This is a genomic window from Salmonella sp. NW645 (assembly GCF_051703725.1).
In the GTDB taxonomy this organism is placed as follows: Bacteria; Pseudomonadota; Gammaproteobacteria; order Enterobacterales; family Enterobacteriaceae; genus Salmonella; species Salmonella enterica.
Genome location: NZ_JAMMKR010000004.1, coordinates 320,895 through 335,396, shown reverse-complemented (window position 1 = coordinate 335,396; position 14,502 = coordinate 320,895). Strand labels below are relative to the sequence as shown.

16 protein-coding genes are annotated in these 14,502 nt (G+C 49.6%); 11 read left to right on the top strand and 5 right to left on the bottom strand.

Translation table 11 applies throughout. The features are described from left to right. Window positions 1–41: 41 nt before the first annotated feature. The 3 genes from NA389_RS11270 (at window position 42) to NA389_RS11260 (ending at window position 1,940) form a co-directional block, all read left to right on the top strand. Entirely contained in the window at window positions 42–779 is a 738-nt protein-coding gene (locus tag NA389_RS11270; RefSeq protein ID WP_000283646.1) for a phosphatase, read from the top strand. 23 nt (window positions 780–802) lie between these two features. Continuing rightward, window positions 803–1,357 carry a TorD/DmsD family molecular chaperone gene (locus NA389_RS11265; protein ID WP_001001890.1) on the top strand — a complete coding sequence of 185 codons (555 nt, stop codon included), beginning with the start codon at window positions 803–805 and terminating at the stop codon, window positions 1,355–1,357. A 100-nt stretch (window positions 1,358–1,457) separates the two neighbouring features. Further along, a complete protein-coding gene (locus NA389_RS11260; protein WP_023212476.1) occupies window positions 1,458–1,940 on the top strand; it encodes a DUF1097 domain-containing protein in 483 nt (160 codons plus the stop codon). Between the two features lie 38 nt (window positions 1,941–1,978). On the opposite strand, the gene csgG is transcribed toward NA389_RS11260, so the two are convergent. The 4 genes from csgG to csgD are packed head-to-tail and all read right to left on the bottom strand — an operon-like array spanning window position 1,979 to window position 4,332. Then, window positions 1,979–2,812, bottom strand: coding sequence for a curli production assembly/transport protein CsgG (csgG, locus tag NA389_RS11255; RefSeq protein WP_079917084.1), 834 nt, complete (start codon window positions 2,810–2,812; stop codon window positions 1,979–1,981). A 26-nt stretch (window positions 2,813–2,838) separates the two neighbouring features. Continuing rightward, window positions 2,839–3,255 (bottom strand): curli production assembly/transport protein CsgF, encoded by a 417-nt coding sequence (csgF, locus tag NA389_RS11250; RefSeq protein WP_001264073.1) that lies wholly within the window; start codon window positions 3,253–3,255, stop codon window positions 2,839–2,841. 26 nt (window positions 3,256–3,281) lie between these two features. After that, the gene (csgE, locus tag NA389_RS11245; RefSeq protein WP_000833305.1) at window positions 3,282–3,677 is read right to left on the bottom strand and encodes a curli production assembly/transport protein CsgE; all 396 of its coding nucleotides are present in this window, start codon (window positions 3,675–3,677) and stop codon (window positions 3,282–3,284) included. Window positions 3,678–3,681: 4 nt separating this feature from the next. Continuing rightward, complete coding sequence (gene csgD, locus NA389_RS11240; protein WP_000481517.1) at window positions 3,682–4,332, bottom strand: biofilm master transcriptional regulator CsgD; 651 nt, start codon at window positions 4,330–4,332, stop codon at window positions 3,682–3,684. A 754-nt stretch (window positions 4,333–5,086) separates the two neighbouring features. Between csgD and csgB the strand changes: the two genes are divergently transcribed. The 6 genes from csgB (at window position 5,087) to NA389_RS11210 (ending at window position 8,926) form a co-directional block, all read left to right on the top strand. Beyond that, window positions 5,087–5,542, top strand: coding sequence for a curli minor subunit CsgB (gene csgB, locus NA389_RS11235; RefSeq protein WP_000791656.1), 456 nt, complete (start codon window positions 5,087–5,089; stop codon window positions 5,540–5,542). A 41-nt stretch (window positions 5,543–5,583) separates the two neighbouring features. Beyond that, window positions 5,584–6,039: a curli major subunit CsgA gene (csgA, locus tag NA389_RS11230; protein ID WP_000771416.1), complete on the top strand. Its 456-nt coding sequence runs from the start codon at window positions 5,584–5,586 to the stop codon at window positions 6,037–6,039. A 61-nt stretch (window positions 6,040–6,100) separates the two neighbouring features. Then, window positions 6,101–6,427, top strand: coding sequence for a curli assembly chaperone CsgC (gene csgC, locus NA389_RS11225; protein ID WP_000551739.1), 327 nt, complete (start codon window positions 6,101–6,103; stop codon window positions 6,425–6,427). 130 nt (window positions 6,428–6,557) lie between these two features. Beyond that, window positions 6,558–6,878: a type 1 fimbrial protein gene (locus NA389_RS11220; RefSeq protein ID WP_000111255.1), complete on the top strand. Its 321-nt coding sequence runs from the start codon at window positions 6,558–6,560 to the stop codon at window positions 6,876–6,878. Between the two features lie 85 nt (window positions 6,879–6,963). Next, on the top strand, window positions 6,964–7,503 hold the full coding sequence (ymdB, locus tag NA389_RS11215) for an O-acetyl-ADP-ribose deacetylase (RefSeq protein WP_000203941.1): 540 nt from the start codon (window positions 6,964–6,966) through the stop codon (window positions 7,501–7,503). After that, window positions 7,439–8,926, top strand: a complete 1,488-nt coding sequence (locus NA389_RS11210; RefSeq protein ID WP_000976323.1) for a phospholipase D family protein — start codon at window positions 7,439–7,441, stop codon at window positions 8,924–8,926. The genes ymdB and NA389_RS11210 overlap by 65 nt, the downstream gene beginning before the upstream one ends. A gap of 16 nt (window positions 8,927–8,942) precedes the next feature. On the opposite strand, the gene mdoC is transcribed toward NA389_RS11210, so the two are convergent. Continuing rightward, window positions 8,943–10,097 (bottom strand): glucans biosynthesis protein MdoC, encoded by a 1,155-nt coding sequence (mdoC, locus tag NA389_RS11205; protein WP_000100058.1) that lies wholly within the window; start codon window positions 10,095–10,097, stop codon window positions 8,943–8,945. A gap of 271 nt (window positions 10,098–10,368) precedes the next feature. On the opposite strand from mdoC, the gene mdoG reads away from it, so the two are divergent. Then, window positions 10,369–11,904, top strand: a complete 1,536-nt coding sequence (gene mdoG / locus NA389_RS11200) for a glucans biosynthesis protein MdoG (protein WP_001562609.1) — start codon at window positions 10,369–10,371, stop codon at window positions 11,902–11,904. Then, window positions 11,897–14,440 (top strand): glucans biosynthesis glucosyltransferase MdoH, encoded by a 2,544-nt coding sequence (mdoH, locus tag NA389_RS11195; RefSeq protein WP_001044615.1) that lies wholly within the window; start codon window positions 11,897–11,899, stop codon window positions 14,438–14,440. The genes mdoG and mdoH overlap by 8 nt, the downstream gene beginning before the upstream one ends. Window positions 14,441–14,502: the final 62 nt, after the last annotated feature.

The following is a 14,502-nucleotide window of genomic DNA, read 5'->3' as shown; positions in this document are numbered from 1 at the left end:
ATACCTGCTATCCTTGTCGGAAATGACTACAGGAGAGAGCAATGTATCCCGTTGACCTGCATATGCATACCGTCGCCAGCACTCATGCCTACAGTACTCTGAGCGATTATATCGCGGAAGCCAAACGCAAAGGCATTAAACTTTTTGCGATTACCGACCATGGTCCGGACATGGAAGATGCGCCGCATCACTGGCATTTTATTAACATGCGCATCTGGCCGCGTCTGGTTGACGGCGTGGGGATACTGCGTGGCATTGAGGCGAATATCAAGAACATTAACGGTGAAATTGATTGCTCCGGAAAGATGTTCGACTCGCTGGATCTGATTATCGCAGGCTTTCATGAGCCCGTTTTTGCGCCGCATGATAAAGAAACCAATACTCAGGCGATGATCGCGACCATCGCCAGCGGCAAGGTGCATATAATTAGTCACCCCGGAAATCCAAAGTATCCAGTGGAGGTTAACGCCATCGCGCAGGCGGCGGCGAAACACCATGTAGCGCTGGAAATCAACAACTCTTCTTTTCTGCATTCGCGTAAAGGAAGCGAAGATAATTGCCGCGCGGTCGCTGCCGCCGTACGCGATGCGGGAGGCTGGGTAGCGTTAGGCTCTGATTCCCATACGGCCTTTACGCTTGGCGATTTCACCGAATGCCGGAAAATTCTGGATGCGGTGAATTTTCCGGAAGATCGAATCCTGAACGTCTCGCCGCAGCGCTTACTGGCCTTTCTCGAATCACGCGGTATGGCGCCTGTACCGGAATTTGCCGAACTTTAATCGTTATTTACGGGAAGATATCAATGAATGAGTTTTCAATCCTGTGCCGTGTGCTGGGATCGTTGTATTACCGCCAACCGCAAGATCCTTTACTGGTTCCGCTGTTTACGTTAATCCGTGAAGGTAAACTGGCGGCAAACTGGCCGCTGGAGCAGGATGATATGCTGGCGCGTTTACAGAAAAGCTGCGATATCACGCAGATTTCCACTGATTACAATGCGTTATTTGTTGGGGAAGAGTGCGCGGTAGCGCCATACCGCAGTGCGTGGGTCGAAGGCGCGGAAGAGTCTGAGGTGCGCGCTTTTTTAACGTCGCGAGGGATGCCGCTGGCCGATACGCCTGCCGATCACATTGGTACTTTATTGCTCGCGGCCTCCTGGCTGGAAGATCAGTCTGCCGAAGATGAAAGTGAAGCGCTGGAAACCTTATTTGCCGATTATCTGCTTCCCTGGTGCAATACCTTCCTCGGTAAAGTTGAAGCCCATGCCGTTACGCCATTCTGGCGCACTTTGGCGCCGCTAACGCGTGATGCGATAGGGGCCATGTGGGATGAACTTCAGGAAGAAGATGAAGAATAATGTGATGTAAATCACTTTTAACTGCAACTGGTTTTACATAATTGCATAAAATGTGTGCGTGATCTCATTAATGTGCCGCTTTTCTGTTATGATGCGCGCCATGAACATACTTCTTTCTATTGCTATCACGACGGGCATCCTTTCTGGAATATGGGGATGGGTGGCCGTCTCCCTGGGGTTACTAAGCTGGGCCGGTTTTTTAGGCTGTACGGCTTATTTCGCCTGTCCGCAGGGCGGCTTTAAGGGATTGTTGCTTTCCGCCTGTACGCTGTTAAGCGGTATGGTGTGGGCGCTGGTCATTATTCACGGTAGCGCGCTGGCGCCGCATCTGGAAATTGTCAGTTACGTGTTGACGGGGATCGTGGCATTCCTGATGTGTATCCAGGCAAAGCAGCTATTGCTTTCTTTTGTTCCGGGAACATTTATCGGCGCCTGCGCGACATTTGCAGGGCAGGGTGACTGGCGGTTGGTATTACCGTCGCTGGCGCTGGGGCTAATCTTTGGCTATGCCATGAAAAATAGTGGGCTATGGCTGGCATCACGCCGCGAGCAACATTCAGCGAATACGGCGGTCACAAAATAAAAAAAGCGTGGGGTCTTCCCCACGCTTTGTCGTATTCATCAGGATTCTGGCGGTACTGACAGCTCACGGTATTTCACCAGAATATCATTTTGCCTGTCCGCTTTATTCTGCAAATCCCACAGGCCGCGATCGATACCATCATTAATGAGGAAGATAACGCCGGTTTCAATGGCTGACATCAGACACAGCATCACCGGTTCGTTCGAGGTATAGCCGATTTCGCCTTCCAGTAAGCGCTGGTAATCAATAAAACGGAACACGCCTGCCTGTACTTCATAGGAAAGGATCGTTTTACTGGTGTTCACCGAAGAAAGGATCTCGCCCGTACTGACGTTAACCACGCGCAGGTTGACAGCAATCTGATCCAGCTGATACTGCGTATCGGCGCCAATACCGAAATATCTTGCGCCGACCCCGCCGGATTTGACATTACTTTCATAACCAATAATAGAACCTTCCACCATAATATTTGCCGCCGTCAGCGACTGAAGCGGGATACGGTTATTCATCGCCACGGTGCCGTTTTCCTGGGCTGCGCGAATAATTTTCCGTTCATTCAAAAGATTCTGTAAGCCTTGTCGTTCCAGTGGGATAAACCAGCGCGAATCTTTCAGCGCGGTGACCAACATAGCGGTGGCGCTCTGCGGCACAGCCGTGGAAAAGTTACTTGCCGGGTAAGGTTTAAATTGGCCCGTTTCATCCTGAATGTTATATACCGAAACAAAGATCTTACCGGTGGGAGCAGGTAAGTGCGTCAAATCTTTGTAACTTTGTGCGCGGGGCATTAATGTCGGTTTCGCAGCTTGTTTCGGCGGGGCAGTTAAGCATCCGCTCAACAATAAAACGGTAACCAAAATAAGTAAGCGCGGCATGATTTATATCCTTTAGTGACTGTAGCTTAAAAATCGGTTGACTGAGTTTGTAAACCTGACACTTCGATGGTCGAGGTTCTTCCCGTTTTTCTGTCCGTAACGTTGAGCTGGAGCTGTCCGTCGCGATTAGCGATATCGATAATAAAATCGTTGGTCACCATACGTCCTGGTTTCCCGGTATTAATATTGGTCAACAAGCCGCCCAGAATTTGCGATTGAATAGCCTGCGTAAAGTTATCCAACGCTGAGGGGGTTTCGATACCAAAATCGTTATCATAAGCGGGGTCTTTATATGAATTTTGCGCCTGGGCGCTATTCAATAAAAAGGAACCGTTATTGGGGTTTCCACCAAAGTTAGGATTACGGAACTGGAACGTCATATTTCCAGCCCAGGTTAATGGCGAAAAAAGCATGAGCAGCACTACTGCATGTTTAACACGCATGACAGCCTCCGGATAAAAATCATGTTTTAGAATTCATCACGCGCTAAATCACTCGTACTTAATAGCGTTTGATCTATTTGTCGGCGATTTAATGCTTCCTCTGTTTGCGCTAATGCGAAGACGACGGTTTTCTCGAAGTCTCTTTTCATTGGAAATAAAAAAGTCTGGAAAATAACGTCCTGATTTACCGTTATGGTGATCCAGCTTCCCCAACGCGCACTGGGTCTTTCATTAATGGTCAGATTGCCGGTGTAGTCGCTTTCCCATTTGTCGCTGAATGCACGATAGAATTCATGTCCTATCGAAGAGACGGTATGGTCGGTTAACAATCCGGGAACCTCGACTTCAACTTCATTGGCATGCAGGTTTCCGGTAGCGAACAGTAACTCTGCTGCTACAATCCAGGTCAGATAGCGTTTCATGGCCTTACCGCCTGAGATTATCGTTTGCCCATGAAACTGCCTGGGTGCGATTTTTGACAGCTATCTTTTTGAAAAGATTATAAAGATGTGTCTTAACCGTATTCTCGCTGATAAATAGCGACCTGGCGATTTCATTATTAGAGGCACCAATACGTAACTTATTGAGGATCTCTTTTTCGCGATGAGTGAGTAATGCGGACTCGGTGCTGTTGTAGCGGTAATTTCCTGAGTGTGTAATCAGGTAACTGGCTAATTTTTGTGAAAAATAGCATTCGCCCCGCAGAATACCCTGTAATCCGCTGACCACGTGTTCCTGGTCTTCAGTGGCGTAAAACACGCCGTTAATATGAGGCCAGTTTTCAATTTCACGGTAGGGATAATCGTCAGGGGTATTTAACAATAATGTTTTTATATTATTGTTTTTGCGGCTTAAATTATCCTGCCAATAGTGGATAAGCTTCTTATCCGCTTCCATCATATCCATTAAAACAATGCAACCGGCTGAGATATCTTCCAAAGAACGTTGAATATTATGCAGTTTTCCGGTTATGGCCAGCGATTGCTTTAAATGTTGCAATAATGCCGTAGCTTGCAGAGATGGCTTTGTGATCAACAATAGTGTGTGACCATGACTACTATGGACTTCATTAAACATGATGAAACTCCACTTTTTTTAATCGCACATCTGACAGCTGCCCCCATAAAATAAAGGCACCAGAAGTACTGACAGATGTTGCACTGCTGTGGGTTGAAATAGCCCATTATCCAGAAAGAGAAAAATATTTACGAAAATACTTTTAACTGTTTTCAATCTAGCCATTACAAATCTTAAAGCAAGTGTTAAACTTGTAACAAGATGTAAAAATATATATTAAAATGTTGTTTTTGGGTTTTTTTGAAGTTTAGATTTGATAGTAAAGTTGTACATTTAGCTGTTATTGCATAGATTTAAAAAATCATACAAATTATAATAATTCATTGATTTTTAATCATTTTAATTATTGTAAGTCATGTTTTGATTTTATTTTTTCTTAAAATTTGAGACGTGGCATTAACCTGGACAGCACAAAGACAAAAAAAACGAAGTGTGTCACGTCTTGTGCGTATTGCCCCCCATGGGAAGCATAAGAACATCCCCATGGTGGCATAACACACACCAACACTTCATTTTTTGGGTGCGCGATACACTCTCTTCTGTGGCCAAAAATCAATTATAAAAAATCACATGGCTATCGTTTTATTAGCACTTTGGTATGAGCTTAAATAACAAAATACCACGCGTGGGTGAGTTATTAAAAATGTTTCCACGGACATACTCTTCATCGTAACGACGCGTTAACAAAAAACGCATGTCGCTAACAAAGCAATAGATAGTTTTCGCTATGTACGACCAGGTCCAGGGTGACAGCATGAAAAACAAATTGTTATTTATGATGTTGACAATACTGGGTGCGCCTGGGATTGCAACCGCGACAAATTATGATCTGGCTCGTTCAGAATATAATTTTGCGGTAAATGAATTAAGCAAGTCTTCATTTAATCAGGCGGCCATTATTGGTCAAGTCGGCACGGATAATAGTGCCAGAGTACGCCAGGAAGGATCAAAACTATTGTCCGTTATTTCACAAGAAGGAGGAAATAATCGGGCGAAAGTCGACCAGGCAGGGAATTATAACTTTGCATATATTGAGCAAACGGGCAATGCCAACGATGCCAGTATATCGCAAAGCGCTTACGGTAATAGTGCGGCTATTATCCAGAAAGGCTCTGGAAATAAGGCCAATATTACCCAGTACGGTACGCAGAAAACAGCAGTTGTAGTGCAGAAACAGTCGCAGATGGCTATTCGCGTCACCCAACGCTAATACCGTTACGACTTTTAAATCAATCCGATGGGGGTTTTACCATGAAACTTTTAAAAGTGGCAGCATTCGCAGCAATCGTAGTTTCTGGCAGTGCTCTGGCAGGCGTCGTTCCACAATGGGGCGGCGGCGGTAATCATAACGGCGGCGGCAATAGTTCCGGCCCGGACTCAACGTTGAGCATTTATCAGTACGGTTCCGCTAACGCTGCGCTTGCTCTGCAAAGCGATGCCCGTAAATCTGAAACGACCATTACCCAGAGCGGTTATGGTAACGGCGCCGATGTAGGCCAGGGTGCGGATAATAGTACTATTGAACTGACTCAGAATGGTTTCAGAAACAATGCCACCATCGACCAGTGGAACGCTAAAAACTCCGATATTACTGTCGGCCAATACGGCGGTAATAACGCCGCGCTGGTTAATCAGACCGCATCTGATTCCAGCGTGATGGTGCGTCAGGTTGGTTTTGGCAACAACGCCACGGCTAACCAGTATTAATTTAGCGTCTGCGCTAATAAAAAAACAGGGCGTAAGCCCTGTTTTTTTTCGGGAGGAAATTATGCATAATTTATTGCTCCTTGCCGCACTTTCAAATCAGATTACGTTTACCACAACTCAGCAAGGCGATATTTACACGGTGATCCCTCAGGTAACATTAAACGAACCCTGCGTCTGTCAGGTGCAAATTCTCTCTGTGCGCGACGGTGTCGGGGGACAAAGCCATACACAGCAAAAACAAACGCTATCTTTACCTGCTAATCAACCGATTGAGTTGTCTCGTCTTAGTGTAAATATATCTTCAGAGGACTCGGTTAAAATTATTGTTACTGTTTCGGACGGACAATCACTGCATTTATCACAACAATGGCCGCCTTCTGCACAGTAGTTTTTGATGGTGGCGGAAATGGATTGGCTGACCTGGGTATAAAGAGGCGATAAAAGCGTCTCATCGTCTCGGCATGTCGCTAAAAGGTAACGCCGAACCCTCGAGGATGACTAATCATTGAGGAGTTAACATGTCCGTAATCAAGAAAAATATCCCTGCCATAGGCCTGTGTATCTGCGCTTTTTTTATCCATTCTGCGGTAGGGCAACAAACGGTACAGGGCGGCGTTATCCATTTTCGCGGCGCGATTGTTGAGCCACTGTGCGATATTTCTACTCACGCCGAAAATATTGATTTAACCTGCCTACGCGAAGGTAAAAAGCAAATGCACCGGATTGACCTTCGGCAGGCATCTGGATTACCGCAGGATATTCAGTCCATTGCGACGGTTCGGCTGCATTATCTCGATGCGCAAAAAAGCATGGCGGTGATGAATATTGAGTACCGTTAACGGCGGTGTCATAGATATAAAAAGAGCGACTCTGTTGAAAGCCCTGCTGTACACTTTGCAGATAAGGTGAGACAAAGGGGGGGTTATGACATCACGTCTTCAGGTCATACAGGGTGATATCACTCAACTTAGCGTCGATGCGATTGTGAATGCCGCTAACGCATCATTAATGGGCGGCGGCGGCGTAGACGGCGCGATTCATCGCGCGGCGGGGCCGGCATTGCTGGACGCCTGTAAACTCATCCGCCAGCAACAGGGCGAATGTCAGACGGGACATGCGGTTATTACGCCTGCTGGCAAGCTTTCGGCAAAGGCGGTTATTCACACAGTGGGGCCCGTCTGGCGAGGCGGCGAACACCAGGAAGCTGAGCTACTCGAAGAGGCATACCGGAATTGTTTGCTGCTTGCCGAGGCGAATCACTTTCGTTCCATCGCTTTTCCGGCAATCAGTACCGGCGTTTATGGCTATCCACGCGCCCAGGCCGCTGAGATCGCCGTCAGGACGGTTTCAGATTTTATTACCCGTTACGCTCTGCCTGAACAGGTATACTTTGTCTGTTATGATGAAGAAACTGCCCGGCTTTACGCAAGATTACTTACTCAGCAAGGCGACGACCCTGCCTGATAAAACACGCCTGGAGCGTGCCGTTGAACCGCTATGCGCGCGCCATCCCGGAGAGTGCGGCATTCTGGCGCTGGATAACAGTCTGGACGCTTTTGCCGCCCGCTACCGCCTGACCGAAATGGCGGCGCGGACGCTGGATGTGCAGTATTATATTTGGGAAGACGATATGTCCGGGCGGCTGCTCTTTTCGGTACTGCTGTCGGCGGCGAAGCGCGGCGTTCATGTTCGTCTGCTGCTGGATGATAACAATACGCCTGGTCTGGATGATACGTTGCGCTTGCTGGATAGCCATCCTAATATCGAAGTTCGTCTGTTTAATCCTTTCTCTTTTCGTACACTACGCGCGCTGGGATATTTGACGGATTTTGCGCGGCTGAATCGGCGGATGCACAATAAAAGTTACACTGCCGACGGCGTAGTGACGCTGGTCGGTGGGCGCAACATCGGCGATGCCTATTTCGGCGCTGGCGAGGAGCCGCTATTTTCCGATCTGGACGTGATGGCCATTGGCCCGGTGGTCAATGATGTCGCTAATGATTTTGAACGTTACTGGCGCTGTAGTTCAGTGTCGACATTGCAGCAAGTATTATCCCTTTCTGAGCAGGAACTGACGCAGCGTATCGAACTTCCCGAATCCTGGTATAACGATGAGATCACCCGCCGTTATCTGCATAAGCTGGAAACCAGCCAGTTTATGGCGGATCTCGATCGCGGAACGTTGCCGCTGATTTGGGCAAAAACACGCTTGCTTAGCGATGACCCTTCTAAAGGCGAGGGGAAGGCGCAGCGCCATTCGCTTCTTCCGCAGCGATTATTTGACGTGATGGGGTCGCCGACGGAGCGTATCGACATTATTTCCGCTTACTTTGTCCCTACGCGCGCAGGCGTGGCGCAGTTGCTTAATCTGGTCAGGAAGGGCGTGAAGATCGCCATCTTAACTAACTCTCTGGCGGCCAACGATGTGGCGGTCGTTCACGCAGGGTACGCGCGCTGGCGAAAGAAATTACTGCGCTATGGCGTGGAGCTCTACGAACTGAAACCGACCCGCGAACATGAAACCGCCGTACATGATCGCGGACTCACCGGGAACTCAGGTTCCAGCTTACATGCTAAAACGTTCAGTATTGATGGTAGTAAGGTGTTTATCGGGTCGCTTAATTTTGATCCCCGTTCAACGCTTTTAAATACCGAAATGGGCTTTGTCATTGAAAGTGAGACGCTGGCGACGCTTATTCATAAGCGTTTTACGCAGAGCCAACGCGATGCGGCCTGGCAACTGCGGCTGGATCGCTGGGGACGAATTAACTGGATCGATCGTCAGCAAGAAGAGGAAAAGGTGTTAAAGAAAGAACCCGCTACGCGTTTCTGGCAGCGAGTTCTGGTACGGTTGGCGGCAATTTTACCTGTGGAATGGTTGCTGTGAACCCGCGCGCGGAAAACTACCCGATCGCGGCGCGGCTTTCTTGTTTTACCGGCGGTTTACCTGAAAAGAGAAATTTCAGGAGCGGGATGCGTAAATGAATTTCATACAGAATTAACGCAATACCCATAACAAATATCAGCCCGCACAAGAACCCGATCAGGTTGGAGGTGATATGCGGTGTAATATACGCGCCAAAGAAAAGCGTTAAGGGATGATGCACCAGATAGATAAACAGCGAAGCATTCACGAAATAGGTGACACGCGCGGACTGGAAGTTTAACAAGCGATGCCCCAGTGAGAATACCACGTTCACCATCCACAGTCCCATGACCATCGTAATCACGGATTCGGTTTCGTACATCCAGGCGTCGCCGCTCCCATAACGTTGATTCAGCAGATACGCGATAAAAGCAACGGCAGCGCCTAAAGTGCATCCGCGTGAGGGCGTGGTGAAGCGCGCTTTCAGATCGGGGTGAATGAAGGCCAACGCGCCGAGAATAAAAAATGGCACATAAAATAGCGTTTGCATCACAATAAAATTGAACATGCCGTCACTGAGGATTGCTGGATATACGATGAAAATAATGCGCCTGATAGCGGCGTAAGCGATCCCCAGCAGGAAAAAAATAAGCGAAAGTTTGGCCAGTGAAATAGCGGCGGGACGAGGCTTGCTTGTTTCCTGCCTTTTTTGGAACCAGGTAAAAATCCCGATGCTGACTGTGGTTAATATCACCAGCACCAGTAAAAACCACAGATGTGAAATGAGTTCCCACGCTAACGTATTATATTTTTCATAGGCAGAGAGTGTAGGCCAGTTCTCTGTTTTCTCTTTGACATATTGCAACAGGATAAATTGCGGCAAGGTAAGCAAAGGGATTGCGGTAAGCATGGGAATACCCACACGTTCTACCCGTACTTTCCACCAGCGTTTTAACGGATAACGTAAAAACAACATGTACGAAAAATAACCAGAAATAACAAAAAACACCTGCATACGAAAAGCGTGGATAAAATCGTTAAACAGGGTTAGCCACCACGATGGCGCGGCGCTATTGACATGCCAACTGTGAGTGGAATAGATCAACGAGATATGAAAGGGAATCCCTAACAACATCAGCCATGCGCGGATAGAGTCAAGAAAATATTCGCGCGGCGCGGGTACAGAGCTCATATAAGGTCACGTATTCTCAGATTTTTCACCTTATCCATAAGGCGAATTATAGTTACATTCGGTAGCAACCCTACACCAACTCCGACAACCTGTCTCCAGGATAAGCACGCAAAGTGAAAACAGGCGCGGGAGGTGCTTAATCCATGAGCCAGCGCGCTGAACAAAGCCTGGATTCAGTTGTCGTAATGCCTGATTATCCATTAAAATGGATCGGATCGATATAAGCACACAAAGGGGGAAGTGCTTACTTATTATGAAACATAAACGACAAATGATGAAAATGCGTTGGTTGGGCGCAGCTATTATGTTAACGCTCTACGCATCATCGAGCTGGGCGTTCAGTATTGATGACGTGGCAAAACAAGCTCAATCTTTAGCCGGGAAAGGCTATGAGGCGCCTAAAAGCAACTTGCCCTCCGTTTTCCGCGACATGAAATATGCGGATTATCAGCAGATCCAGTTTAACAGCGATAAAGCCTACTGGAACAACTTAAAGACCCCTTTTAAGCTCGAATTTTACCATCAGGGGATGTACTTCGATACGCCGGTCAAGATTAACGAAGTGACGGCGACGACGGTCAAAAGAATCAAATACAGCCCGGATTACTTCAATTTTGGCAATGTTCAGCACGATAAAGACACGGTAAAAGATTTAGGCTTCGCCGGGTTCAAAGTCCTGTACCCCATCAACAGTAAAGATAAGAACGACGAAATCGTCAGTATGCTTGGTGCCAGCTATTTCCGCGTGATCGGCGCAGGCCAGGTATATGGCTTATCTGCGCGCGGCCTGGCGATTGATACCGCCTTACCATCTGGTGAAGAGTTTCCCCGCTTTCGCGAGTTCTGGATTGAGCGTCCAAAACCCACCGATAAGCGTTTGACCGTCTATGCATTACTGGATTCTCCGCGCGCGACCGGCGCTTACCGTTTTGTGATCATTCCTGGCCGCGATACCGTGGTGGACGTGCAGTCAAAAGTCTATCTGCGCGATAAAGTGGGCAAGCTGGGCGTTGCGCCATTAACCAGTATGTTCCTGTTTGGGCCAAACCAGCCGTCGCCGACGACCAACTATCGTCCGGAATTGCATGACTCGAACGGCTTATCCATTCATGCGGGTAATGGCGAGTGGATTTGGCGTCCGCTGAACAATCCAAAACACCTCGCGGTGAGCAGCTATGCGATGGAAAACCCTCAGGGATTCGGCCTGTTGCAGCGCGGCCGCGAGTTCTCGCGCTTTGAAGATTTAGACGATCGCTACGACCTGCGTCCAAGCGCCTGGATTACCCCGAAAGGCGACTGGGGCAAAGGTAAGGTTGAACTGGTTGAAATTCCGACCAATGATGAAACCAACGATAACATTGTCGCTTACTGGACTCCGGATCAACTGCCGGAACCGGGTAAAGAGATGAACTTCAAGTACACTCTGACCTTCAGCCGCGATGAAGATAAACTTCATGCGCCGGATAATGCCTGGGTGCTGCAAACACGCCGCTCAACGGGCGACGTTAAACAGTCGAATCTGATTCGCCAGCCCGACGGCACTATTGCCTTTGTGGTGGATTTCGTTGGTGCCGACATGAAAAAACTGCCGCCGGATACGCCTGTCGCTGCGCAAACCAGCATTGGCGATAACGGTGAAATCGTTGACAGTAATGTACGCTATAACCCAGTCACTAAAGGCTGGCGTTTAATGCTGCGCGTGAAAGTCAAAGACGCGAAGAAAACCACGGAAATGCGTGCCGCATTGGTGAATGCCGATCAGACGCTAAGTGAAACCTGGAGCTACCAGTTACCTGCCAATGAATAAAACAACTGAGTATATTGACGCACTGCTGCTTTCTGAACGTGAGAAAGCGGCATTGCCGAAAACTGACATCCGCGCCGTGCATCAGGCGCTGGATGCCGAGCATCGGACTTACTCGCGAGAAGACGATTCACCGCAGGGTTCCGTAAAAGCCCGCCTTGAACACGCCTGGCCGGATTCATTGGCGAAGGGGCAGTTAATTAAAGATGATGAAGGGCGCGATCAGTTGCAGGCTATGCCAAAAGCGACGCGCTCTTCGATGTTTCCCGAACCCTGGCGAACCAACCCGGTTGGACGTTTCTGGGATCGCCTGCGTGGGCGGGATGTAACGCCGCGCTATGTTTCTCGTCTGACAAAAGAAGAGCAGGCGAGCGAGCAAAAATGGCGTACCGTCGGCACTATACGCCGCTATATTTTGTTAATTTTGACTCTGGCGCAAACCGTCGTCGCGACCTGGTATATGAAGACCATTCTGCCTTATCAGGGATGGGCGCTCATCAATCCTATGGATATGGTGGGGCAGGATATTTGGGTCTCCTTTATGCAGCTCCTGCCCTACATGCTGCAAACCGGTATCCTGATTTTGTTTGCCGTGCTGTTCTGCTGGGTGTCAGCCGGATTCTGGACGGCGCTGATGGGCTTCCTGCAACTGCTTATCGGGCGCGATAAGTACAGCATCTCCGCGTCTACGGTTGGCGATGAGCCCCTCAATCCGGAACACCGGACGGCGCTGATCATGCCTATCTGTAATGAAGACGTTAGCCGCGTTTTCGCCGGTCTGCGCGCGACCTGGGAGTCCGTTAAAGCCACAGGCAACGCCGCGCATTTCGACGTCTATATCCTTAGCGACAGTTATAACCCGGATATCTGCGTGGCGGAGCAAAAGGCGTGGATGGAGCTTATTGCGGAAGTGCAGGGCGAAGGCCAAATTTTTTACCGTCGCCGCCGCCGCCGTATGAAACGCAAAAGCGGCAATATTGACGATTTTTGCCGCCGCTGGGGCAATCAGTACAGCTATATGGTGGTGCTGGACGCGGACTCAGTGATGAGTGGCGAGTGTCTGAGCGGGCTGGTGCGCCTGATGGAAGCGAATCCAAACGCCGGGATTATCCAGTCTTCGCCGAAAGCGTCGGGGATGGATACTCTGTATGCCCGCTGCCAACAGTTCGCGACCCGTGTTTATGGGCCGCTGTTTACCGCCGGGCTGCACTTCTGGCAGTTGGGAGAGTCGCACTACTGGGGGCACAATGCCATTATCCGCGTGAAACCGTTTATCGAGCACTGCGCTCTGGCGCCGCTGCCGGGAGAAGGTTCGTTCGCCGGATCGATTCTTTCCCACGACTTTGTGGAGGCGGCGCTAATGCGTCGGGCAGGGTGGGGCGTCTGGATTGCCTACGATCTCCCCGGCTCCTATGAAGAGCTGCCGCCAAACCTGCTGGATGAGCTTAAACGCGACCGCCGCTGGTGTCACGGCAACCTGATGAACTTTCGTCTGTTCCTGGTGAAAGGAATGCACCCGGTGCATCGCGCCGTGTTCCTGACCGGGGTAATGTCATATCTGTCCGCGCCGTTATGGTTTATGTTCCTCGCGCTTTCTACCGCGCTGCAGGTCGTTCATGCGTTAACAGAGCCGCAATATTTCCTTCAGCCGCGCCAGCTTTTTCCGGTCTGGCCGCAGTGGCGTCCGGAACTGGCAATCGCGCTGTTTGCGTCAACGATGGTGCTGCTGTTCCTGCCGAAGCTGCTCAGTATTATGCTGATCTGGTGTAAAGGCACCAAAGAGTATGGCGGTTTCTGGCGCGTTACGCTGTCGCTGTTGCTGGAAGTGCTGTTCTCCGTGTTGCTGGCGCCGGTGCGTATGCTGTTTCATACCGTGTTTGTGGTCAGCGCGTTTCTCGGCTGGGAAGTGGTCTGGAACTCACCGCAACGCGACGATGATTCTACGCCGTGGGGAGAAGCCTTTATGCGTCACGGCTCTCAACTGCTGCTGGGGCTGGTCTGGGCGGTGGGTATGGCGTGGCTGGATTTACGCTTTCTGTTCTGGCTGGCGCCGATTGTCTTTTCGCTGATTCTGTCGCCATTTGTTTCGGTGATCTCCAGTCGTTCAACGGTAGGATTACGCACCAAACGCTGGAAGCTGTTCCTGATCCCGGAAGAGTATTCGCCGCCTCAGGTGTTGGTCGATACCGATAAATATCTGGAGATGAATCGCCGCCGTATTCTGGACGATGGCTTTATGCATGCGGTATTTAACCCGTCGCTGAATGCGCTGGCGACCGCGATGGCCACCGCGCGTCACCGCGCCAGTAAGGTGCTGGAAATAGCCCGCGATCGTCATGTGGAGCAGGCGCTAAACGAAACGCCGGAGAAACTGAATCGCGATCGGCGTCTGGTTTTGCTCAGCGATCCGGTGACGATGGCGCGTTTACACTATCGGGTCTGGAATGCGCCAGAGAGATACTCTTCCTGGGTAAACCATTATCAGTCTCTCGTCCTGAATCCGCAGGCGTTGCAGGGACGAGCATCGTCAGCGGGATAAGGTCTTCAGGTCTGGAGTGAGGTGAAAAATACCGGCGTGATGCCGGTATTTTTATAGTGAAA